We start from the raw sequence: 21,536 nt of genomic DNA, 5'->3' as shown, positions 1-21,536 counted from the left end.
GCCGAGCGTGGGTCGTGGCTCGGCCGAGCCACGACCTCACCTACAGCTGCTCCAGCATCCGCTCGATCACGACGGCCACCCCGTCGTCGTTGTTGGCGACGGTCTGGCCCGAGGCCGCTGCGATCACGTCCGGGTGGGCGTTGCCCATTGCGTACGACTGTCCAGCCCAGGTGAGCATCTCGACGTCGTTGGGCATGTCCCCGAAGGCGACGACCTGCTCGTGCGAGATCCCGCGCTCGGCGCAGCACAAGGCGAGCGTGCTGGCCTTGGAGACGCCGGGGCCGCTGATCTCCAGCAGGGCGCTGGGGCTGGACCGGGTGACGTTGGCACGCTCGCCGATGGCCAGGCGCGAGAGGGTGAGGAAGGCGTCCGGGTCCATCGAGGGGTGGTAGGCGAGGATCTTCAGCACCGGCTCGTCGGCACCGGGACCGTCCTCGGCCAGCAGGTCCTCGGCGGGTGCGAGGTTGTCCGGGATCTCCATGTGCAGCTTGGGATAGTCCGGCTCCTGGTAGAAGCCGTACGTCTGCTCCACCGCGTACACCGTGCCGGGCGCCGCGTCCCGCAGCAGGCGTACCGCGTCCAGCGCGTTCTCCCGGGCCAGCTCGCGCACCTTCACGAACCGGTGGGCGCCGGGGCCGCCGTGCAGGTCAACCACCGCGGCGCCGTTGCCGCAGATGGCGAGGCCGTGCCCATGGACGTGGTCGCTGACGACGTCCATCCAGCGGGCCGGGCGGCCGGTGACGAAGAAGACCTCGATGCCGGCATCCTCGGCGGCGGCGAGGGCCGCGACCGTGCGGGGGGACACCGACTTGTCGTCGCGCAGCAGAGTGCCGTCCAGATCGGTGGCGATCAGGCGCGGCGGTATTCCGGCGGCCGGGGTCTGGGGCTGTCGAGTCGCTGAGGTCACCCGCCCATTCTCCCGCACATGCCTGCACGACCGACCGTGCGGGTGCCCGCACCGGTGAGACATGGATGACGCGGGGCGGGCCGCACCCGCCCCGGTACCGCCGTCTCAGCCCAGCTGTGCCGGTGCCTCCATGGCGATCTGCTCGAAGACCTTCTCCTCGGCGGCGAAGACCGAGTCGGGGATCGGCCAGTGGATCACGAGCTCCGTGAAACCGAGCTCCCGGTGGCGGCCCGCGAAGTCGACGAACGCGTCGAGGGACTCCAGCGGGTGGCCGCGGTCGGGGGTGAAACCGGTGAGCAGGATCTTGTCCAGTGTGTTCACGTCCCGGCCGAGAGCGGCGCAGGTGTCGGTGAGCTTGTCGACCTGGCCGCGAAGGGCCTGCAGGGACTGCGCGGGTGTGCCGTTCTCGTACAGCTTCGGGTCACCGGTGGTCACCCACGCCTGCCCGTGGCGTGCGGCGAGTTTCAGGCCGCGCGGCCCGGTGGCGGCCACGGCGAAGGGCAGCCGGGGCCGCTGGAGGCAGCCGGGGATGTTGCGGGCCTCGTGCGCCGAGTAGAAGTCGCCCTCGTAGGACACGGAGTCCTCGCTGAGCAGGCGGTCGAGCAGCGGGACGAACTCGGCGAGCCGGTCGGCACGCTCGCGCGGGCTCCACGGGTCCTGGCCGAGTGCGGTGGCGTCGAAGCCGGTGCCGCCCGCGCCGATGCCGAGGGTGACGCGGCCGCCGGAGATGTCGTCGAGGGTGATCAGTTCCTTGGCGAGGGTCACCGGGTGCCGGAAGTTCGGTGAGGTCACCAGGGTGCCCAGGCGCAGCCGGTCGGTGACGCCCGCGGCGCCGGTCAGCGTGGGAACGGCCCCGAACCAGGGCCCGTCGCGGAAGGTGCGCCAGGACAGGTGGTCGTAGGTGTATCCGGTGTGGAAGCCGAGCTGTTCCGCGCGCTGCCATGTCTCGCGGCCCCCCTCGTTCCAGCGGCGGTGGGGGAGGATCACGGTACTCAGACGCAGACTCATGTGTCCGAGCGTATGCGCCGGGCCGTGTTTCACGTGAAACAGTGATACACGGTTACTGTCGGCGGCCGCTGAGCCAGGGGCTGAGGCCGACCGGGATGAACTCCTTGTGCACGCGGTCGCCCGGCAGCGGCACCATCAGGAAATGGCTGGGCGGGAAGCGGCGTGCCTTCACCCAGGCGTGGCCTTCGTACAGGGCGCGGAGGAAGGCGGGGACGTCGTCGCGGGCGACGTCGGGGCATTCGACTCCGTCGACGGTGATCAGGGCGTCGTCGTCCGGGAACAGGCGCACGTCCACCCGGGGCCGTCCTGCGAGCTCGACGTAGGCCTCGTGGGGCAGGGTGCCGTCCGGGTCGGTGGTGACGCCGACGCCCGCGGCGCTGCGGCGGGAGGTCTGGTCGGCGCCGATGTCGTGGGTCACCTCGATGGCGAGCCCGTACTCGGCGGCGAGGGCACGGAGCGCGGTGACGGCGGCCTCGGTGGTGGGGAGGTGGTCCCTGCCGTTGTCCATGGCGCCGATCATCTCCCACCGGGTTCCGTGCGACTTTTCAGCGCGACGTTCAGCCCGACTCGGGCAGCCGCAGGTAGCGCGGTGGCACGGTCTGGGTCAGCCACACCCCGTTCGCGCTGACGTGGAAGACGTGGCCGTCGCGGTGCATGGCTCCCGCGTCCACGGAGAGCACGACGGGACGGCCGCGGCGGGCGCCGACCCGGGTCGCGGTCTCGCGGTCGGCGGACAGATGCACGTCGTGCCGGTTCATGGGGCGCAGTCCCTCGACGCGGATCGCGTCCAGATGGCGGGCCACGGTCCCGTGGTAGAGGTACGGCGGCGGAGTGGCCGGTGGCAGGCCGAGGTCGACGTCGACGCTGTGGCCCTGGCTGGCGCGGATGCGGGTGCCGTCGATCGCGAAGCGCTGTTTGTCGTTGGCGGCGACCACGTGGTCCAGCTCGTCCCGGGTGATCCGGAAGCCGTGCGCGCCGGCCGCGGCGATCAGCACGTCGATCTCGACCCAGCCGGCCTCGTCGAGCGTGAGCCCGATCCGTTCGGGTTGGTGGCGCAGGTGCTTCGAGAGGTACTTCGACACCTTGACGGTGCGTCTCTCGTCCCTCTCCCGTGGCTTGTTCTCGTTCATCCCGCCAGGGTGCCGGGAGAGACGTGAATCACGCGAATGATTTTGGGCCGGATGTTTGATCCACAACCAAGTGTAGTTATCCACAGGCTAGTTGGCGTTTCTGTGGACAACTTCCTGTCATGTCAGCCCTCTTCGTCAAGATCGACTGGGGGACGCCCACTTGACGTGAGCGCATCCAACTTCCTTGCCCGCACCTCCCGTTCAGCCGCCAGCACAAAAAACTCCGCCACCTGCTCCGCCCCAACCAGCCCTTCCACCGCCCGCATCGTCTCCTCGGGCACGGCCACGGAACGTGACGCCGGACGCCCGTCCGGCGCCTTCCCGGAGTCGAGGTGCTGCCGCAGCTGCCGTACCGCCAACAGCCGCATCGCACGCGCGAGTTCGGCGTCCACGGTCTGCTGGGCGAGGGGCCGCAGCCGTCGTACGAGTGAGGCTGCTTCGGCGGCGTCGGCGTCAGTCGGCCGGTGCGGTCCTTGCAGATAGCGGGCGAAGACGTGCTCGGTGGTGAACTCCAGGAATCGGGCGGCGATGTGCTCGACCTGACCTCTCAACTCCCGTAGATGGTCCGAGATCGCGGAGAGCGGGACGCCGGCCGCGTGCAACTCGACGGCCACGGCGAGTTCTTGGGGGCTCGGCACGAGGAAGGAGCCCTCGTCGCCGGGCACCGGCTCCAGCACGCCGAGCTCCACCGCCTCGGCGACGGCGGCCTCGTCGGGGATGCCGCCGAAGCGTGTGTCCAGTTCGGCGCGGGAGATCCGGACGGCCTCCTCGTCGGTCCACGGGCCGTCGACCTCGGCGACCAGTCCGAGGATCCCGCCGAGGCCGCGGCCGGAGTCGTAGGCCTCCAGGAGCTCTTTGATGGAGGCCAGGCCGTACCCGCGGTCGAGGAGGTCGGCGATCTGCCGCAGTCGGGCGAGGTGGGTGTCGGTGTAGAGGTTGGCGCGGCCGCGGCGCTCGGGGCGGGGGAGCAGCCCGCGGTCCTGGTAGGCGCGGATGGTGCGGACGGTGGCGCCGCTGAGGTGGGCGAGGTCCTCGATCCGGTAGGCAGGGGTGTCGCTCACGAGGCCGCCCTCGCCGCCGGTGACCGCTTCAGATACTCCACCGCACGGCTCAACGACCCTTCCCGCGAGGGGTGGTAGGACCGCCGCAGATATCGCGGTACGGCCGCGCCCAGTTCCCGCCAGGCCGGCAGCAGACCCTTTCGTACGGCCTTCTCGTGCTCCTTGAGGGTGTAGCGCAGCCGCCCGGCCAGCTGTGGATCGTGGCGTATCAGGTAGGCCGTCCCCCATACCCACAGGTACAGCATCACCGGGGCGGTCACCGCCATGCCCGCGATCCGGCGGGCGTAGCGGGGTGTGCCGGTGCCGCCGCAGTGCTGGTACATGTCGAAGGCGACCGCGCGGTGTTCGACCTCCTCGGCGCCGTGCCAGCGCAGCAGGTCGAGCATGACCTCGTCGGCGCCGGCCCGGTCGAGGCCGTCGGCGGCCAGGACCCAGTCGCCGAGCACCGCCGTGAACTGCTCGACAGCAGCGACGACCGACAGCCGGAACCGCAGCCACTCGCGCGCGGGGACGGGCGCGTTGAAGGGTGGGCGCTCGCCGAGCAGACGCTGGAAGAGGAAGTCGACGTACTTGGTGAAGGCGGCGGTGTCGAGCCGCTGCGCTGCCAGGTGGTCCAGTACGTGCGTGTGCTGGACGCTGTGCGTGGCCTCCTGGCCCATGAACCCCTTGACGTCGGCGAGGAGTTCGGGGTCTCCGACCAGCGGCAGTGCCTCTTTGAAGACCTTCACGAACCAGCGCTCCCCCGCCGGCAGCAGCAGGTGCAGCACGTTGATGACGTGGGTGGCGGTGGGCTCGTCGGGGATCCAGTGCAGGGGAGTGCGGGACCAGTCGAAGGCCACTCGGCGCGGGGCGATCCGGTGGCTCACTGCGGCGGCTCCAGCCGTGCGATCGCCCGGAGTGCCTTCGGCGCCCACCGGGCCATGGCGTACGCGCCACGGGCCTCGGGGGTGACCGGTACGACGGCCTGGTTGCGCACGACCGCCTTCAGGATCGCGTCGGCGACCTTCTCGGGCGGGTAGTTCCGCAGCTTGTAGAGGCGTGCCGTGCGCTTCTGGCGGCGTTTCTCCTCCTCGGCGTCGACGCCCGCGAAACGCGCGGTGGAGGTGATGCCGGTGTTGACGAAGCCGGGGCAGATCGCCGAGACACCGATCCCCCGGCCCGCCAGTTCCGCGCGCAGGCTCTCGCTGAGCATGAGGACGGCGGCCTTGGAGGTGCCGTAGGCGGCCAGCGCCCTGGAGGGCTGGTAGGCGGCCGCCGAGGCGGTGTTGACGATGTGGCCGCCCTGTCCGCGCTCGGCCATCTGCCTGCCGAAGAGGCGGCAGCCGTGGATGACGCCCCACAGGTTGACGTCGAGGACCTTCTTCCAGTCATCGACGGTGGTGTCGAAGAAGGAGCCGCCGAGGCCGATGCCGGCGTTGTTGACCAGGACGTCCACCACGCCGTATTCGGCGGCGACCTTGTCGGCGAGCTTCTCCATGGCCTGTTCGTCGGAGACGTCGACGGTCTCCGCCCAGGCTTCGGGGGCGCCGAGCAGCCGGGACAGTTCGGCGGTGCGGGCGGCGGACTCGGCGTCCCGGTCGACGGCCACCACGCGTGCGCCGGCCTCGGCGAAGGCGAACGCGGTGGCCCGGCCGATGCCGCTGCCCGCGCCGGTGATCAGGACGAGCTGTCCGCCGAACCGGTCGGCGTACTTCCCGGTCGCCGAGGCAGCGGTCCGGCCGCCTTCGACGGACGTCACGAACTCCGTGATCCACGCCGTCAGCTGGTCGGGCCGGGAGCGGGGGATCCAGTGCTTGGCGGGGAGGGTGCGCCGGGTCAGCTGGGGTGCCCACTGCTCCAGGCCGTCGTAGAGCTTCTCCGAGAGGAACGCGTCCCCCAGGGGCGTAATGAGCTGCACGGGCGCGTGTGCGTACGCGTCGGTGCGCGGGCGGCGCAGCCGGGAGCGGACGTTGTCCCGGTACAGCCAGGCGCCGTGGGCGGCGTCGGTGGGCAGCGAGGGGGTCGGGTAGCCGTTGGCGGGGACCTTCTCGGCGCGCTCCAGCATGCGGGGCCAGGCCTTGCCGAGCGGGCCGCGCCAGGCCAGTTCGGGCAGGGCGGGGGTGTACAGCGCGTACACGTACCAGGACTTGGCGCCCTGGGCGAGGAGCTGGCCGACCCGGCGGGGGGTGGGGCGCCTGAGGCGGCCGGCGATCCAGTGGCCGAAGTGGTCGAGGGAGGGTCCGGACATCGAGGTGAAGGAGGCGATGCGGCCCTCGGTGCGCCGGACGGTGACGAACTCCCAGGCCTGCACCGAGCCCCAGTCGTGTCCGACCAGGTGCACGGGCCGGTCCGGGCTGACGGCGTCCGCGACGGCCAGGAAGTCGTCCGTCAGCTTCTCCAGGGTGAACCCTCCGCGCAGCGGCTTCGGGGCCGTGGAGCGGCCATGGCCGCGGACGTCGTAGAGGACGACGTGGAAGCGGCCGGCGAGCCGGGAGGCGACCTCGGACCAGACCTCCTTGCTGTCCGGGTAGCCGTGCACCAGGACCACGGTCGGCTGCCCCGGGTCGCCGAGTTCGGCCACGCACAGGTCGACGCCGCCGGTCCGTACCCGGCGCTCGCGTGCACCTTCGAGCAAGGTCACTTCTCCTCCGCCCAGCGCCGCACGTGCGGCAGATCGTCGTCCAGCCAGAAGGCGCTCTGCTCGGGGTCCTCGGAGTCGGTGACGACCAGGATCTCCTCGAACTTGGCGCCGGTGCCCCGAAAGCCGAGGTGGGGTTCGACCGCCCACAGGCCGGGCTGCGGCGGGTGGTCGGAGAAGCGGTACGGCGACCACAGGGGCGACCAGCCCGCACGGTGACCGCGCAGCGCGTCGGCCGCCAGGCCCTTGAGGGACTGGGTGCCGAACCCGAACACATGCGGTGTCCAGCGGCGCTGTTTGACCTGGTCGACCTTGTGGGCGATCACACCGAAGGGGTACGCGCGGTGCCGGTTGGCGTAGCCCTGGCGGACCATGAGGCGGTCGACGTCCTCGTAGATCTCGCGCAGTGACCGCCGCTCGCGCACCTCGCGCAGGATCAGCTCGCGGTGGGCCTCCAGGTCGGCCATCAGCCTGTCCTGGACGGGGTTGACGCCGAGCGAGCCGGAGTAGCCGATGTCCGCGGTGTATCCCTCGTAGATCGGGGCCATGTCCAGGATGAACGGCATCCCGGGCTCCAGGCGGCGGTCGGTGGGGAAGAACTGGAGCGGGACGCGGAAGCCCGTGAACGCCGTGCGGTCCCCGAACCAGGCGAAGGGCAGATGGAACCAGTCCCGTACGCCCCGCTCGCGCAGCCATGCGCGCTGCATCCGGGCGGCCTGCCGCTCGGTGATGCCGGGTTCCAGCCGGGCCGCGACCGCCTCCGCGCACTCGTACGCGAGCCGCTGGACCTGGCGGAATCCCCGCAACCGGGTGGAGAGTCCGCTGTTCACTGCCGTCGTCATGCCGCCTCGTCCCCGTCGACTGCGGTACGTGTCCGTAACGTGACACTGGCGAATGTGACAGTCATCAGAGGCTGCGTCAAGAGGGTGAGTGAGACCTCAGGGTGACCCTTAGGTGCCCGTACATCTGGAGTCTGATGCCGATGCAGCTCTACGGAGTGACGACCTGAGTGGTCCGCATCACTACCGTCTATGACGTGACTGTGATCGCGACCGAAAGCCTGAGCAAGCGGTTCCCCCGGGTGACCGCGCTTGACCGGCTCTCCTTGGACGTCGGACCCGGTGTTACCGGACTCGTCGGCGCCAACGGAGCCGGCAAGTCCACCATGATCAAGATCCTGCTGGGTCTGTCCCCCGCCTCCGAGGGCCGTGCCGAAGTGCTCGGGCTCGACGTCGCGACCAAGGGCGCCGCCATCCGCGAGCGGGTCGGCTACATGCCGGAGCACGACTGCCTGCCGCCCGACGTCTCGGCCACCGAGTTCGTCGTGCACATGGCCCGCATGTCCGGTCTGCCGCCCACCGCCGCCCGCGAGCGCACCGCGGACACCCTGCGCCATGTCGGTCTCTACGAGGAGCGCTACCGTCCCATCGGCGGCTACTCCACCGGCATGAAGCAGCGCGTGAAGCTCGCGCAGGCCCTGGTGCACGACCCGCAGCTGGTCCTCCTCGACGAGCCGACCAACGGCCTCGACCCGGTCGGCCGCGACGACATGCTGGGCCTGATCCGCCGCATCTACACCGACTTCGGCATCTCGGTCCTGGTCACCTCGCACCTGCTGGGCGAGCTGGAGCGCACCTGCGACCACGTCGTCGTCATCGACGGCGGCAAGCTCCTGCGCTCCAGCTCCACCACCGACTTCACCCAGATCACGACGACCCTCGCGGTCGAGGTCACCGACACCGACGAGCACCCGGACGGCACCCGCGCGGTGCGCGAGGCGCTCCACGCGCGCGGGGTGGAGGTCCTCGACTCCCGCAGCGGTCTGCCGGGCGCCGGCCACGTCCTGCTGCTGACCGCACAGGGCGAGGACACCTACGACGTCGTCCGGGACGTCGTCGCCGACCTCGGCCTCGGCCTGGTGCGCATGGAGCAGCGCAGGCACCACATCTCGGAAGTCTTCACCAACGAGGACTCGAGCGCGGGCTCGAGCGACACAGCGCACCGGAAGGAGGCCGTCGGACATGGCAATTGAGCACCCTGTCACCGCCCCCTCGGGCGACCAGACCCGCATCCACAACATCGGCTACCGCACCTACGACGGCCCTCGCCTGGGCCGTTCCTACGCCACCCGCTCGCTCTACTCGCAGTCCCTGCGCGGTGCCTACGGTCTCGGCCGCTCGGTCAAGTCCAAGGTGCTGCCGATGCTGCTGTTCGTCGTGATGTGCGTGCCCGCGGCCATCATGGTGGCCGTCGCGGTCGCCACCAAGGCGAACGACCTGCCCGTCGACTACACCCGCTACGCGATCATCATGCAGGCCGTCATCAGCCTGTACGTCGCCTCGCAGGCCCCTCAGTCCGTCTCGCGCGACCTGCGCTTCAAGACCGTGCCGCTGTACTTCTCGCGGCCCATCGAGACCGCCGACTACGTGCGCGCGAAGTACGCGGCGCTGGCCTCCGCGATGTTCATCCTCACCGCCGCCCCCCTGATCGTGCTCTATGTGGGCGCGCTGCTGGCCAAGCTGGACTTCACCGACCAGACCAAGGGGTTCGGGCAGGGACTCGTCTCGGTGGCGCTGCTCTCACTGCTCTTCGCCGGTATCGGCCTGGTCATCGCGTCGGTCACCCCGCGCCGCGGCTTCGGTATCGCTGCCGTCATCGCCGTCATGACCATCTCCTACGGCGCGGTCTCCACCCTCCAGGCCATCGCCGACGCCCAGGGCAGCTCCAGTGCCGTCCCGTGGATCGGCCTGTTCTCGCCGATCACGCTCATCGACGGACTGCAGTCCGCGTTCCTCGGCGCGAGCTCGGCGTTCCCGGGAGCGGTCGGCCCGTCGAACGGCGAGGGCGTGGTCTACGTCCTCGCCGTCCTCGGCCTGATCGCCGCGAGCTACGGCCTCCTGATGCGCCGCTACAAGAAGGTGGGACTGTGACCACGCTCCAGATCGACCATGTCTCCCGCTGGTTCGGCAACGTGGTCGCCGTCAACGACATCACCATGACGATCGGCCCCGGCGTCACCGGCCTCCTCGGCCCCAACGGCGCCGGGAAGTCCACCCTCATCAACATGATGGGCGGCTTCCTCGCCCCGTCCACCGGCACCGTCACCCTCGACGGACAGCAGGTGTGGCGCAACGAGGCGATCTACCAGCACATCGGCATCGTCCCCGAGCGCGAGGCGATGTACGACTTCCTCACCGGCCGCGAATTCGTCGTCGCCAACGCCGAGTTGCACGGTCTCGGCGCCAAGGCCGCCCAGAAGGCGCTGGCCACGGTCGAGATGGAGTACGCGCAGGACCGCAAGATCTCGACGTACTCCAAGGGCATGCGCCAGCGTGTGAAGATGGCGTCCGCCCTGGTCCACGAGCCCTCGCTGCTCCTGCTCGACGAGCCGTTCAACGGCATGGACCCGCGTCAGCGCATGCAGCTCATGGACCTGCTGCGGCGCATGGGCGACGAGGGCCGCACCGTGCTGTTCTCCTCGCACATCCTCGAAGAGGTCGAGCAGCTCGCCTGGCACATCGAGGTCGTCGTCGCGGGCCGGCACGCGGCCAGCGGCGACTTCCGCAAGATCCGCCGCCTGATGACGGACCGCCCGCACCGCTATCTGGTGCGCTCCAGCGACGACCGCGTCCTCGCGGCCGCGCTGATCGCCGACCCGTCCACGTCCGGCATCGAAGTCGACCTGACGGAAGGCGCGTTGCGCATCCAGGCCGTCGACTTCGGCCGCTTCACCACGCTGTTGCCCAAGGTCGCGCGCGACCACGGCATCCGGCTGCTCACGGTCTCGCCGTCCGACGAGTCGCTCGAGTCCGTCTTCTCGTATCTCGTCGCGGCGTAGGAGGCCAAGATGTACGACCCCACAGTCGCCCGACTCACCTACCGGGCCCTGCTCGGCCGACGCCGGGCCCTCATCCTGGGCGCCCTGCCCCTGCTGTTGATCGTGATCTCCGTGATCGTGCGCGCGCTGGTCGGCGCCGACGACCAGACCGCCTCCGACCTGCTGGGCGGGCTCGCGCTCGCCACCATGGTGCCGATCATCGGTGTCATCGCGGGAACCGGCGCGATCGGCCCGGAGATCGACGACGGCTCGGTGGTGTACCTGCTGTCCAAGCCGGTCAAGCGGCCGACGATCATCTTCACCAAGCTGATCGTGGCGATCGCCGTGACGATGGTGTTCTCGGCCCTGCCGACGCTGATCGCGGGCTTCATCCTCAACGGCAACGGCCAGCAGATCGCCGTCGCCTACACGGTGGCCGCGCTGGTCTCCTCGATCGCCTACGCGGCGCTCTTCCTGCTGCTCGGCACGGTGTCCCGGCACGCGGTGGTCTTCGGGCTCGTCTACGCGCTGGTCTGGGAGGCCCTGTTCGGCTCCCTGGTCGCCGGGGCGAGGACCCTGAGCGTCCAGCAGTGGTCGCTGGCCGTCGCCCACAAGGTCGCCGGCGGGGACCTGGTCACCTCGGACGTCGGGTTGCCGACGGCCACGGTGCTGCTGGTCCTGGTGACCGTCCTCGCGACCTGGTACGCGGGACAGAAGCTGCGGTCGCTGACGCTGGCGGGCGAGGAGTAGGCGCCCTCAAGTAGCGCTGACGGCCCGCTTATTGACAGGGACTTCATCGTTGTCCGGCCACACTGGGCACAGGGGAAGGTCCGGCTGCGAGTCGAAGGGAACGGGCATGGCAGACGACTGGGACGACCTGGTCCTGGACGAGGACTTCATACGGTCCGCGGGGACGACCGAGCCGTCTGCCCGCGCCCGGATGCTGGCGGCGCGCTGGCGTGACGAGGAGCCCGAACCGCAGCCCTGGCGCTCCGACGAGCCGCCTGCCGGGTGGTTCTTCAGCAAACGCCGGCGGCGGTGGCGGCGCCGGTAGGCTCGAACACGCGGCCGTATTTAATCGGTGGCGCCCAACTCGTCGTATCGGCAGAGTGGTTGTTGTCCACACCGCCGGACGACGGTCCGGCGCCACGTTCTGGGGAGGAGTCGGACGATGTCCATGCACGACAGTACGTCCAGCTCCCGCCAGGGCAGCCCGCGGAGGACTCCGGTGTAGTTACGCCACCGTCGAGTCCACCCGCAGGTAGCCCGGGGCGGCCGCTTCGAGCACGCGACGTCGCTCTCGCGTGAGGCCGCCCACCCGGAGGATTGGCCGAGTGGTAAGGCACCGGCTTGCTAAGCCGTGGTCGGGCCTGGAAAGCCCGCGCACGTTCGATTCGTGCATCCTCCGCGAGACGTTGTCACTGGGACTGGGCCGGGTTCTTGGCCGGGTTACGTCAAGAAAGTCGGTGGTTTCGGCTCGGTGTTGCCGGGCCGTCGATCGAGTAGGGGGCGGAACTTTCGGCGGTCCGGGAACCGGCCGGTGCAGGCGGCCACCGTCAAGGACGTGGTCGAGGAGTGCGGCGGTGGGCGAGTCGGTTGCCGCGTGATCGCCGACCAACTCGGCCTCCGGCAATCGCCGCGGTGGGGACGGCGATGGCACCGGCCTTCGACGAGTTCCTGGCCGGGCAGGGCAGCGCCCCGCCGTAGGCGCCCCGTCCAGGCGTCGGCTTCCGTCGAGTTCCTGACCTGGGCCGGGCAGCGTCCGGCCGTAGGACCCCGTACCCGCGCTGGCCTTCGTCGAGCTCCGGGCTCAGCCGGGCAGCGTCCCGCCGCAGGAACCCAAGCACGCGTCGTTCTTCGAGGAGCAGCTCCTGGCCGAGCCGGCAGCAGCCCGTACACACACTCCGGCACAGCAAGGCCCTGTCCCTCGGTGGCCCGGCCCTGGTGTTGTGGTTCGACGAGCCTCTCGGCCCACCGGACGCCGCGTAGTCGTCAGCCGAGCAACCGCTCCAGTACCACCGCGATCCCGTCCTCCTCGTTGGAGGACGTCACCTCGTCGGCCACTGCCTTGAGTTCCTCGTGTGCGTCCGCCATCGCCACGCCGTAGGACGCCCAGGTGAACATCGGGATGTCGTTGGGCATGTCGCCGAAGGCGATCGTGTCCGCGGCCTTCAGCCCCAGGCGGCGGGCCGCCAGGGACAGACCGGTCGCCTTCGACAGGCCCAACGGGAGCAGTTCGACGATGCCCTCACCCGACATCGCGACCGTGACGAAGCCACCCGCGGCCCGCTGCGCCGCCTCGGCCAGTTCGTCGTCCGACAGCTCGGGATGCTGCACGTAGATCTTGTTCAGCGGGGCGGCCCACAGATCCGACGCGTCCGTGAACGGCGTCGACGGCAGGGCGCCCGTCACCGCGTAGCCCGGCCCGACCAGCACGTCGCCGTCGAGGCCGTCGCGGCTCGCCGCCAGATACAGCGGACCGACCTCCGCCTCGATCTTCGCGAGGGCCACGCCCGCCAGCTGCCGGTCCAGCGTGACCGACGTCAGCAGACGGTGCTCACCGGCGTGGTACACCTGCGCGCCCTGTCCGCAGACCGCGAGACCGTCGTAACCGAGGTCGTCGAGGATGTGCCGGGTCCAGGGGACCCCGCGTCCCGTCACGACGATGTGGGCGGCGCCCGCCGCGGTGGCCGCGGCGAGCGCGTCACGGGTGCGCTGGGAGACCGACTCGTCGGAGCGCAGGAGCGTGCCGTCGAGGTCGGTCGCGACCAGCCGGTACGGAAAGGACTGGCTCACTTGGCGACCGGCTCCAGCAGCTCCCGGCCGCCCAGATACGGACGCAGCACCTCGGGCACCCGCACCGAACCGTCGGCCAGCTGGTGGTTCTCCAGGATCGCCACGATCGTGCGCGGTACGGCGCACAGCGTGCCGTTGAGCGTCGCCAGCGGCTGGACCTTCTTGCCGTCCCGCATCCGCACGGACAGGCGGCGGGCCTGGAAGCCGTTGCAGTTGGAGGCCGAGGTCAGCTCGCGGTACTTGCCCTGGGTCGGGATCCACGCCTCGCAGTCGAACTTGCGGGAGGCGGAGGCGCCGAGGTCGCCCGAGGCCACGTCGATGACCTGGAACGGCAGTTCAAGGCCGGTCAGCCACTGCTTCTCCCAGTCCAGGAGCCGCTGGTGTTCGTTCTCCGCCTCCTCGGGGGCGACATAGGAGAACATCTCGACCTTGTCGAACTGGTGCACACGGAAGATGCCCCGGGTGTCCTTGCCGTAGGTGCCGGCCTCGCGGCGGAAGCACGGCGAGAAGCCGGCGTAGCGCAGCGGCAGCTTGTCGGCGTCGAGGATCTCGTCCATGTGGTACGCGGCGAGCGGGACCTCGGAGGTGCCGACCAGGTAGTAGTCGTCCTTCTCCAGGTGATAGACGTTCTCCGCGGCCTGGCCGAGGAAGCCGGTGCCCTCCATGGCGCGCGGGCGGACCAGCGCGGGGGTGAGCATCGGGGTGAAGCCGGCCTCGGTGGCCTGGGCGATCGCCGCGTTGACGAGCGCGAGCTCCAGGAGCGCGCCGACGCCGGTCAGGTAGTAGAAGCGCGAGCCGGACACCTTGGCGCCGCGCTCGACGTCGATGGCGCCCAGCGCCTCGCCCAGCTCCAGGTGGTCCTTGGGCTCGAAGCCCTCGGCGCCGAAGTCGCGGATGGTGCCGTGCGTCTCCAGGACGACGAAGTCCTCCTCGCCGCCCACGGGGACGTCGGGGTGGACGAGGTTGCCGAGCTGCGACGCGAGGCGCTTGGTCTCCTCGTCGGCGTCGTTCTGCGCGGCCTCGGCGGCCTTGACGTCGGTCTTGAGCTGCTCCGCCTTCTGGAGCAGCTCGGCGCGCTCCTCCGGAGTGGCCTTGGGGATGAGCTTGCCGAGCGCCTTCTGCTCGGAACGCAGCTCGTCGAAGCGGACGCCGGACGACCTGCGCCGCTCGTCGGCAGACAGGAGGGCGTCGACGAGGGCGACGTCCTCTCCACGGGCGCGCTGGGACGCGCGCACTCGGTCGGGGTCCTCACGGAGCAGGCGAAGGTCAATCACGCGGTCAAGGCTACCGGTGCGGGGATACGGCCCACGACTCACTATTCCCCGGCGTGCCGAATCATGGCTTACGTGCCGTTATGGGTGAATTGCGGAGCGTGTCAATGAAAGGCGCCCGAGGTCCCCGGTGAGAAGCATGCGTGGAGGCTCGAGTTGACTCGACTCCCTTGCGCGGGCAGGGACTTGGCGTGCCGTTGTCCACAGGGATCCACACCCCTCGAGAAGTTATCCACAGGGTGTGCGGAGGATCTGTGGATTTCGGAATTGATCACGTCGAAACCTGGGGATCACACCGAGGATTCCCATCGCAAACCCACTTCTACCGCTACTTTCGAGTGGAAAGTGGTCACCCCAAAGGATTGCCTAAAGGAAAACAGTGGACGAAGGGTGACCTGCGTGCGTGTGGACACGGGTAGGCCTTGAGGGACGATTTGTCGACAGGGTCACCTTTTGTTGTCGACTTGTCCCCAGGTCGAGAAGCGGACCTGTGGATAACTCCTGTGGATAACTAAAATCTGCAGGTAGGACCGGTTAGAAACGGCCGTCCTGGCATCGGGCCACCCAGTCCGAGGCCGCCACGAACTCCGCGTCCGAGGTGCCCGTGAGCGGCGCCCGCAGCTCCGCCGGCTCCTTGTCCGCACGCGGGTACGAACCGAGGAAACGCACTTCGTGGCAGATCCGCTTCAGCCCCATCAGTGCTTCCGCCACCCGGCGGTCGGTGATGTGGCCCTCGGCGTCGATGCAGAAGCAGTAGTTGCCGATGCCGGCGCCCGTGGGCCGGGACTGGAGCAGCATCAGGTTGATGCCGCGGGTGGCGAACTCGCCGAGCAGGTCGCGCAGTCCGCCGGGATGGTCGTCGCGCTGCCACAGCACGACGGAGGTCTTGTCGGCTCCGGTGGGTGCGGCGGGCCGGGCCGGGCGGCCGACCAGTACGAACCGCGTCTGCGCGTTCTCGGCGTCGTGGATTTCGGTCTCCAGTGCCTGGAGGCCGTACCGGGCGGCCGCGAACTCGCCGGCGAAGGCCGCGTCGTACTGCCCCTCCTGGACCAGCCGGGCGGCGTCCGCGTTCGAGGCGGCCGACTCCCAGTGGACGTCCGGGAGGTGCTTCTTCAGCCAGTTGCGCACCTGCGGCTGGGCGGCGGGGTGCGCGGAGACCGTCTTGATGTCCGTGAGTTCGGTGCCCGGCCTGACCAGCAGCGCGAAGGTGATCGACAGCAGCACCTCGCGGTAGATCATCAGCGGGGCGCCCGCGACCAGTTCGTCGAGGGTGGTGGTGATGCCGCCCTCGACGGAGTTCTCGATCGGCACGAACGCGGCCTCGGCCTCGCCCGCGCGCACCGCGTCCAGCGCGGACTGCACCGACACGTACGGGATCAGCTGCCGGGTCGCCGCCTCGGGAAGCGTCCGGAGCGCGACTTCGGTGAAGGTCCCCTCAGGGCCGAGATACGCATAGCTCGCTGGCATGACCTCACCCTAATGGCCCTTGCGGGGCGGGAGGCACCTGTCTCACGAGTGCCCCTCCGCTGAGTGAAACCGCGTGACCGCAGGCCCTGCGCGGGCGTTCGCGCGAACGCCGCCGTCCGCCTCGTACGGCCGCCCCCCGCCTCGTACGGCCGCCCCCGCCTCGTACGCCGTCCCCCGCGCCGTCATCCCTCCAGCAGCCGTTGTCCCACGTACTCCCCCTCCGCCGCCCCGCCCGGCACCGCGAACAGACCGCTTGCCTCGTGCCGGATGTACTGGGAGAGCGCGTCGCCGCGGTCGAGCTTGCGCTGGAGCGGGACGAAGCCGCGCAGCGGGTCGGCCTGCCAGCAGACGAACAGCAGCCCGGCGTCCGGTGTCCCGTCCGCGTCGATGCCGTCGTGGTACGAGAACGGGCGCCGCAGGATGGCCGCTCCTCCGTTCTGGTCGGGCCGGGTGATCCGGGCGTGTGCGTTGATCGGCACCATCAGATCCCCCTTCGCGTCGGTCTTCTCCAGGTCCATGGCGGTCGTCTCGGTGCCCCCGGACAGGGCCGCGCCGTTCGCCTTCCGGCGCCCGATGACGGCCTCCTGAGCGGTGAGGGACAGCTTCTCCCAGTCGTCCAACAGCATCCGGATCCGTCGTACGACCGCATAGGAGCCGTTCGCCATCCACGCGGGCGTGCCGGATTCCGGGACGAAGATGCGTTGGTCGAAGTCGGGCTCGCTCGGCTTCGGATTGCGTGTGCCGTCCAGCTGGCCCATGAGGTTGCGGGCCGTCATGGGGTGGGCCGTGGCCCCCGGTGTGCGGTTGAAGCCGTTCATCTGCCAGCGGACCTTCGCCGCGCTGCCCGCGTCCTTCTGGATGGCGCGCAGGGCGTGGAAGGCGACCAGGGCGTCATTGGCGCCGATCTGCACCCACAGATCGCCGTTACTGCGGGCCTTGTCGAGCTGGTCGGAGGAGAAGTCGGGCAGCGGGTCGAGGGCGACGGGACGCTGCTTCTCCAGCCCGGTGCGGGCGAAGAAGCTGTGCCCGAAGCCGAAGGTCAGCGTCAGCGAGGAGGGCCCGGCGTCCCGGGCGACATCGGTGTCGTGGGGCCCGGCGGCCTCCCCCGCCATCAGCCGCTTCGCCGTCTCGGACCAGCGACGCAGCAGCGCGGCGGCCTCTTTGCGGCCCGCGCCGGCCGCCAGGTCGAAGGCGGCAAGGTGGCCTCGGGCCTGGAGGCCGTCGGTGATGCCGGGCTGATGTTTCACGTGAAACAGCACCTCGGTGCTGCCCACAGAGGTCAGCGGAGTCGCTCCGGCGGGCGCGGCGGCGTACCCCACGGCCCCGCCGGCCGCGCCGAGGACGAGCCCGGTGGCGCCGGCGGTGCCGAGCAGGGCACGGCGGGAGATGCCCTCCCGCGAAGAGGGACCCTCTTGCGCGGAGGCGCCTTCGTCGACGACGGGGAGGGATTGTTCAGCCATGGTGCGGTTCAGCCGATCTGCGCGTTCTTGGAGACGGTCGTCTGGTCGATGTCGGAGGTCCGTACGGTCACGGCGACCTTCCAGTCGCCGGCCATGGGGATCTGCACGTTGCTCGCCGACCAGTGGCCCGTGGTGATGCGGTCGGGGGTGATGGCCAGCGGCCCGATCTTCTTGGCCTCCAGGGTGAGGGCGACCTTCACCTCGGGGATGTCGAAGGCGCGGCCGTTGGTCCGCTGGACGTAGACGTGCATCTCGTTGCCGCCCACGCGCGCGGGGTCGAAGTCGACCGTCACGACACCCTTGCCGTCCGTGCCGCCGGTGTCGAAGGACATGTCCAGGGTCACGGCCCCGGATCCGGCCGACGAGGAAGAGGAAGACGAGGAAGAGGAAGAGGCCGCCTTGGCCGCCTTGGCGTCCTCCTCGGTACGGCCGGGCTCGGTCTGCGTCAGCACGGTCGTGACCGCCAGCAGGACCACCGCGACCCCCGCCTCGGCGAGCACCGAGCGGCGCAGTCCGAACCGGTTCGGATCGGCGTCCCGTGTCCGCTTCTGCCGCGCGGTGTCCATCGCGGCCTGCTGCCGGGCCAGCTGAGCGGCCCGCTTGGAGCCGACGCCCTTGGAACCCGCGCCCTTGGACTTGCCGGAGCCGGAGCCGGAGCCGGAGCCCGAGCCGGATCCGGACGCATTCGCTGCCACCCGCTCCTTCTGAGGTGCCCGCTTGCCCTGCCGTACGGCGGTGGCGGTGTCGGCCAGCTGTGCCGTCCACCGCCGCGAGATGAACGCGATGCCGACCAGCAGTGCCACCAGCCCGATCTTGACCAGCAGCAGCTGCCCGTACCGGGTCCCGGTGAACGCCGACCAGGAGCCGAGCTGCCGCCAGGACTGGTAGACGCCGGTCGCGACCAGCGCGACGACGCTGCCGAAGGCGACCTGGGAGAACCGTCGTACGGCGGCCGACTCGATCGGCGCGTCGGAGCGGTACAGCGCGACGAGCAGCGCGGTCAGCCCCCCGAGCCAGGTGGCGACGGCCAGCAGGTGGACGACGTCGACGGGCATCGCGATGCCCGCCTGGAGCCCGACCGAGGCGTGCTCGGCCATCGCCCAGCTCGCCGCGAGTCCGGCCGCGACGACGGTCCCGCCGATCGCGAGCCCGAAGGTGAGGTCCCGCTTCTCCTCGTCCTCGCGCTTGTCGTAGGCACCGAAGAGCACGGAGATGAACAGCGCCGCCGCCGCGAGCAGCAGCAGCCGGGAGACGAGGGCCGCGCCCGCCTTGGTCTGGAGCACGTTCCCGAGCAGGTCCAGGTCGAAGATGTCCCCGACCTTCCCGGAGCCCGTGTAGGAGCCGCGCAGCAGGAGCAGCAGCAGGGTGGCCGAGGTGAGCGTGAGCCAGCCGCCGACGACGAGCCGCTGCATGGGCCGCACTCCGGCGCCGCGCTGCCAGCAGCCGAGCACGAAGGCGGCGCCGCCCACCAGGACGATGAAACCGGCGTACGACATGTACCGCCCGAAGCCGTACAGCCAGCCGACGACTCCGCCGCCCGCCGTGTCGCCGGAGACGGAGACGGAGGTGGTCGAGGGGGCGCCGATGGAGAAGGTGTAGGCACCGGCGACGGGATGGCTGTCGGCGGAGACGACCTGGTAGGTGACGGTGTAGGTGCCGTCGGGCAGTCCGCTGTGGAGTTTCACGCCGTACGTCGTGCCGCCGGCCTCGAAGGGCTTGCCCTGCTGGACGGCCTTGCCCTTGGGGTCGAGGACCCGCAGCGAGTCGTCCGACAGGGCGACCTTCTCGGAGAAGCTCAGCGAGACCTGGTCGGGTGCCTTGTCGACCACCACCCCCTGCTGGGGGTCGCTGCCGGTGAGCGCGGCGTGCGCGGAGGCAGGCCCGGCCGTGGCCAGCAGCAGGCCGCACGCGGCCAGGAGCAGCAGTACCAGGGTCCGGACGCGGGGGGTGATGGTCTGCGTCAAGGTGGTCCCTCCCTCAGTGTCCGGTCTTCGGGACGTAGGTCGCCGACTTCACCGGCATCTTCACGACGACGGGGTCGGACTGGGCGAAGTGCAGTTCGACGGTGACCGTCTGGCCCTGCTTCGGAGTCTGCTTCAGCTTGTCGAACATCAGATGGTTGGCGCCGCTTTTGAACACGAGTTGACCGTGGGCCGGTACGGGGAGGCGGGAGACCTCTTCCATCGCGCCGCCGGTGGTCTCGTGCATGGTGATCTCGCCGTCGGTGCTGGTGACCGAGGTCAGCTCGTCCTTCGACGAGCCGGAGTTGGAGATGGTCAGGAAGCCGGCGGCCATGTCGGCGGAGACGGGCTGCGGGATGTAGGCGTCGGAGACGGTGAGGTCCGGCGAGGAGCCCCCGGAGTCCGAGCAGCCGGCCAGCAGCAGGGCCGCCCCCGTCAGTATGGCGAGCCGGGTCGGTATGGCGAGCCCGGTGGACGAACGTTTCACGGGTTCTGCCCCTTGATGATCTTGGGCAGGTCCTTGGTGTAGTCGTCGACGGTGGTGTCCTCGCCGTAGAGGACGTATCCCTTGTCGGTCTTCGGGGAGAAGGCGACGACCTGGGTGCCGTGCACCGAGACGGTCTTGCCGGTCTTCTTGTCCTTGTGGGTCGGCTCGATGGAGATGCCGAGGGTGCGGGCGCTTGCCTGGATGGTGGCGAAGTCGCCGGTCAGGCCCACGAACCGGGTGTCGATGCCCTTGAGCCACTTGCCGAGCTCAGCCGGGGTGTCGCGGGCCGGGTCGGTGGTGACGAACACGACGGACAGCTTGTCCTGCTCGGACTTGGGCAGCTGCTTCTTCGCGACGGCGATGTTGTTCATCGTCAGCGGGCAGATGTCGGGGCAGTGGGTGTAGCCGAAGTAGATCAGCGTCGGCTTGCCCTTGGTCTCCTTGCGGAGGTCGTACTTCTCGCCCTTGGTGTCGGTGAGGACCAGGTCCGGCTTCTCGAACGGCTGGTCGAGGACGGTGGCCGCCTTGTCGGAGCCGGCCTCCTCGGAGACCACGGAGACGGGTGAGCCGCTGTCGTCACCGCCGCCGCAGGCGGAGAGGGTCAGGGTGGCGGCGGCGACCAGCGCGGCCGCGGCGAACATCTTCTTGCGCATATCAAAATGTCCCAGATGTAAGAATTCCGGTGCGCGCCGGGGCCGTACGCCCCGGCGCGCGTCCCGCGGAACACGTCACACGCGCGTCCCGCGGAACAGGTCGGGCATGCGTCTCGCGAGACAGGTCAGGCGTCGCTGCGCCGGCGGCCGGCGAGCACGCCGTAGGCCACGCCCAGGGCGCCGACGACGATGCCGACCACGCCGAGGACGCGGGCGGTCGTGTCACTGCTGTCGCCCGCGGAGGCCTCGGTGGTCGCGGCGGCGTTCTCGGTCTTGGCGTCGGCGTCCTCGGCGGCCGCCGAGCCGTGGTGTCCGTCCTCGGAGGCCGCGGACAGGGCGAGGACGGGAGCCGGCGTCTCGGGCTCCTCCGCGCCGTCCTCCTGGACCTCGATCCAGCGCACGACCTCCTTGTTGGAGTACGTCTGGATCGCCTTGAAGACCAGTTCGTCGGCGTCCTCGGGCAGGGCGCCGATGGAGACCGGGAACTTCTCGAAGTAGCCGGGCCGGATGCCGCTGTCCTTGCCGGCGGCGGTCCAGGTGACCTTGGAGACGGCCTCGGTGATCTGCTCGCCGTGCAGCTCGAGAGGCTTGGCGAGCTTGGACTTGGTGACCTCGATCTTCCAGCCCGGCATCGGCTCCGGCATGACCGAGGCCAGCGGGTGGTCGGTCGGGAAGTTGACCTCGAGCTTGGTGGTCGAGGCGTTGTCGCGCTCGTTGGGAACCTTGAAGTCCACGACCGCGTAACCGCCCTTGGCGGCGGTGCCCTCGGCGGCCACGCTGACGTGGGCGAACGCGGGTGAGGACAGGACGACGACGGCGGTGGCGGCGACGGCGCCGGTGGCGGCGAGACGAGAAGCCTTCATGAAGAGCACTCCGCTTCGAAAGGGTCACTGTGAGGTGT

At 70.1% G+C, this 21,536-nt stretch carries 21 protein-coding genes and 1 tRNA gene; 6 read left to right on the top strand and 16 right to left on the bottom strand.

The features are described 5' to 3' along the window. Nucleotides 1-40 precede the first annotated feature (40 nt). The 8 genes from ACGFWE_RS26445 to ACGFWE_RS26410 form a co-directional block, all read right to left on the bottom strand. Complete coding sequence (locus ACGFWE_RS26445; protein ID WP_352391417.1) at nt 41-907, bottom strand: HAD hydrolase family protein; 867 nt, start codon at nt 905-907, stop codon at nt 41-43. Nucleotides 908-1,012: 105 nt separating this feature from the next. Next, complete coding sequence (locus ACGFWE_RS26440; protein ID WP_352391416.1) at nt 1,013-1,915, bottom strand: LLM class flavin-dependent oxidoreductase; 903 nt, start codon at nt 1,913-1,915, stop codon at nt 1,013-1,015. 52 nt (nt 1,916-1,967) lie between these two features. Further along, entirely contained in the window at nt 1,968-2,423 is a 456-nt protein-coding gene (locus tag ACGFWE_RS26435) for a hypothetical protein (protein ID WP_393602200.1), read from the bottom strand. A 49-nt stretch (nt 2,424-2,472) separates the two neighbouring features. Further along, the gene (locus ACGFWE_RS26430) at nt 2,473-3,045 is read right to left on the bottom strand and encodes an RNA 2'-phosphotransferase (RefSeq protein WP_393602198.1); all 573 of its coding nucleotides are present in this window, start codon (nt 3,043-3,045) and stop codon (nt 2,473-2,475) included. Nucleotides 3,046-3,167: 122 nt separating this feature from the next. Further along, a complete protein-coding gene (locus ACGFWE_RS26425; protein ID WP_393602196.1) occupies nt 3,168-4,106 on the bottom strand; it encodes a MerR family transcriptional regulator in 939 nt (312 codons plus the stop codon). Then, entirely contained in the window at nt 4,103-4,972 is an 870-nt protein-coding gene (locus ACGFWE_RS26420) for a metal-dependent hydrolase (protein ID WP_352391412.1), read from the bottom strand. The genes ACGFWE_RS26425 and ACGFWE_RS26420 overlap by 4 nt, the downstream gene beginning before the upstream one ends. Next, nucleotides 4,969-6,726 (bottom strand): SDR family oxidoreductase, encoded by a 1,758-nt coding sequence (locus tag ACGFWE_RS26415; RefSeq protein ID WP_352391411.1) that lies wholly within the window; start codon nt 6,724-6,726, stop codon nt 4,969-4,971. Before ACGFWE_RS26415 ends, ACGFWE_RS26420 begins: the two co-directional genes overlap by 4 nt. Then, on the bottom strand, nt 6,723-7,565 hold the full coding sequence (locus ACGFWE_RS26410) for a M24 family metallopeptidase (protein WP_352391410.1): 843 nt from the start codon (nt 7,563-7,565) through the stop codon (nt 6,723-6,725). Before ACGFWE_RS26410 ends, ACGFWE_RS26415 begins: the two co-directional genes overlap by 4 nt. A 200-nt stretch (nt 7,566-7,765) precedes the next feature. On the opposite strand from ACGFWE_RS26410, the gene ACGFWE_RS26405 reads away from it, so the two are divergent. The 6 genes from ACGFWE_RS26405 (at nt 7,766) to ACGFWE_RS26380 (ending at nt 11,948) form a co-directional block, all read left to right on the top strand. Then, on the top strand, nt 7,766-8,755 hold the full coding sequence (locus tag ACGFWE_RS26405; RefSeq protein ID WP_352391444.1) for an ABC transporter ATP-binding protein: 990 nt from the start codon (nt 7,766-7,768) through the stop codon (nt 8,753-8,755). Then, nucleotides 8,745-9,653: an ABC transporter permease gene (locus tag ACGFWE_RS26400; protein ID WP_393602193.1), complete on the top strand. Its 909-nt coding sequence runs from the start codon at nt 8,745-8,747 to the stop codon at nt 9,651-9,653. Before ACGFWE_RS26405 ends, ACGFWE_RS26400 begins: the two co-directional genes overlap by 11 nt. Then, nucleotides 9,650-10,561 carry an ABC transporter ATP-binding protein gene (locus ACGFWE_RS26395; protein WP_393602191.1) on the top strand — a complete coding sequence of 304 codons (912 nt, stop codon included), beginning with the start codon at nt 9,650-9,652 and terminating at the stop codon, nt 10,559-10,561. The genes ACGFWE_RS26400 and ACGFWE_RS26395 overlap by 4 nt, the downstream gene beginning before the upstream one ends. A gap of 9 nt (nt 10,562-10,570) precedes the next feature. Next, nucleotides 10,571-11,290 carry an ABC transporter permease subunit gene (locus ACGFWE_RS26390; RefSeq protein WP_393602189.1) on the top strand — a complete coding sequence of 240 codons (720 nt, stop codon included), beginning with the start codon at nt 10,571-10,573 and terminating at the stop codon, nt 11,288-11,290. Between the two features lie 106 nt (nt 11,291-11,396). After that, nucleotides 11,397-11,594 (top strand): hypothetical protein, encoded by a 198-nt coding sequence (locus tag ACGFWE_RS26385; RefSeq protein WP_007383214.1) that lies wholly within the window; start codon nt 11,397-11,399, stop codon nt 11,592-11,594. Between the two features lie 266 nt (nt 11,595-11,860). After that, nucleotides 11,861-11,948, top strand: a tRNA-Ser gene (locus ACGFWE_RS26380). A gap of 584 nt (nt 11,949-12,532) precedes the next feature. On the opposite strand, the gene ACGFWE_RS26375 is transcribed toward ACGFWE_RS26380, so the two are convergent. From ACGFWE_RS26375 to ACGFWE_RS26340, 8 genes are all read right to left on the bottom strand, one after another. Next, a complete protein-coding gene (locus tag ACGFWE_RS26375; protein ID WP_352391407.1) occupies nt 12,533-13,336 on the bottom strand; it encodes an HAD family hydrolase in 804 nt (267 codons plus the stop codon). Further along, nucleotides 13,333-14,610, bottom strand: a complete 1,278-nt coding sequence (serS, locus tag ACGFWE_RS26370) for a serine--tRNA ligase (protein WP_393602187.1) — start codon at nt 14,608-14,610, stop codon at nt 13,333-13,335. The genes ACGFWE_RS26375 and serS overlap by 4 nt, the downstream gene beginning before the upstream one ends. Nucleotides 14,611-15,141: 531 nt before the next feature. Beyond that, nucleotides 15,142-16,074, bottom strand: a complete 933-nt coding sequence (gene pheA, locus ACGFWE_RS26365; protein ID WP_352391405.1) for a prephenate dehydratase — start codon at nt 16,072-16,074, stop codon at nt 15,142-15,144. Nucleotides 16,075-16,256: 182 nt separating this feature from the next. Then, nucleotides 16,257-17,534: an iron uptake transporter deferrochelatase/peroxidase subunit gene (gene efeB / locus ACGFWE_RS26360; protein WP_393602185.1), complete on the bottom strand. Its 1,278-nt coding sequence runs from the start codon at nt 17,532-17,534 to the stop codon at nt 16,257-16,259. Nucleotides 17,535-17,542: 8 nt separating this feature from the next. Beyond that, on the bottom strand, nt 17,543-19,498 hold the full coding sequence (locus ACGFWE_RS26355; protein WP_352391403.1) for a copper resistance protein CopC: 1,956 nt from the start codon (nt 19,496-19,498) through the stop codon (nt 17,543-17,545). 13 nt (nt 19,499-19,511) lie between these two features. Then, nucleotides 19,512-19,982, bottom strand: coding sequence for a copper chaperone PCu(A)C (locus ACGFWE_RS26350; protein WP_352391402.1), 471 nt, complete (start codon nt 19,980-19,982; stop codon nt 19,512-19,514). Then, complete coding sequence (locus ACGFWE_RS26345; RefSeq protein ID WP_393602182.1) at nt 19,979-20,635, bottom strand: SCO family protein; 657 nt, start codon at nt 20,633-20,635, stop codon at nt 19,979-19,981. The genes ACGFWE_RS26350 and ACGFWE_RS26345 overlap by 4 nt, the downstream gene beginning before the upstream one ends. 125 nt (nt 20,636-20,760) lie before the next feature. Next, nucleotides 20,761-21,498 carry a YcnI family protein gene (locus ACGFWE_RS26340; protein WP_352391400.1) on the bottom strand — a complete coding sequence of 246 codons (738 nt, stop codon included), beginning with the start codon at nt 21,496-21,498 and terminating at the stop codon, nt 20,761-20,763. Between the last annotated feature and the right edge of the window lie 38 nt (nt 21,499-21,536).

Source organism: Streptomyces sp. NPDC048523 (assembly GCF_043199815.1).
In the GTDB taxonomy this organism is placed as follows: Bacteria; Actinomycetota; Actinomycetes; order Streptomycetales; family Streptomycetaceae; genus Streptomyces.
This window is presented reverse-complemented; position numbering and strand designations above follow the sequence as displayed.